Genomic DNA, 1,075 nt, shown 5'->3' with positions numbered 1-1,075 from the left:
AGCGCGAAAAGTCAGTATAAATAGACCCGAAGCCAGGTGAGCTACACATGTGCAGGTTGAAAGTTGGGTAAAACCAAGTGGAGGACCGAACCGGTGGGTAGTAAAAAATCCTCGGATGACATGTGTGTAGGAGTGAAAAGCTAATCGAACCTGGAGATATCTGGTTCTCCCCGAAACGTGTGTAGGCACGGCCTTACTGGAAATTAGTTGGGGTAGAGCACTGATTGGAGTAAGGGGAAAACCTCTGAAACCAGTCAAACTCCGAATACAACTAATAAAGAAGTAGGAGACAGACTACGGAGGAGAAGCTCCGTGGTCGAAAGGGAAACAGCCCAGACCGACAGCTAAGGTTCCGAAGAGAAGGCTAAGTGTGAAAGGTAGTGGAGATCTTAAGACAGCCAGGAGGTTGGCTTAGAAGCAGCCATCCTTTAAAGAGTGCGTAACAGCTCACTGGTAGAAGGTCACTGCGCCGAAAATGAAAAGGAGCTAAAGCCTTACACCGAAGCTACGGAATAGTACGTAAGTATTATTGGTAGGGGAGCAATGTGTAGTAGGGAGAAGGATAGATGTAAATCTATTTGGACGAGACACAAGAGCGGATGCGGGCATGAGTAACGAAATGGGAGTGAGAATCTCCCACCCCGAAAGTCTAAGGGTACCTGGGGAAGGTTCGTCCGCCCAGGGTAAGTCGGGACCTAAGGTAAACCCGAAAGGGGTAGCCGATGGGAAACAGGTAAAGAATCCTGTACCGTAACTATACGAGATACAAGGTGTGACGCAGGAGGTAAAGAATTGAGTCCAAGTTGCAAGGCTTTCAAGTATTAAGTCTGGAGAAAGTTACAGGGAAAACCGTAACTGGAAGATGAGATACGATGAGGAGAGAGAAAAATCTCAACAAATTGGAGCCACACTGCCAAGAAAAGCATCGTGTATTGGTTGAGTATAGGGACGCCCGTTCTGAAAACCGACACAGGTAGACGAGTAGAGAATACTAAGGGGAGCGGAATAACCTCTGTTAAGGAACTAGGCAAAATAGCCCCGTAACTTAGGGAGAAGGGGTGCTCCTGGTGGTGTA

1 rRNA gene is annotated in these 1,075 nt (G+C 47.6%); it reads left to right on the top strand.

Annotated elements, in window-relative coordinates:
- Positions 1-1,075, top strand: a 23S ribosomal RNA gene (locus tag BLS00_RS10490); the annotation flags it as partial.

Origin of the sequence: Geotoga petraea (assembly GCF_900102615.1) — a bacterium.
Taxonomy (GTDB): domain Bacteria; phylum Thermotogota; class Thermotogae; order Petrotogales; family Petrotogaceae; genus Geotoga; species Geotoga petraea.
The sequence above is the reverse complement of the archived record's forward strand: the minus strand, read 5'-3'. Positions and strand labels throughout refer to the sequence as shown.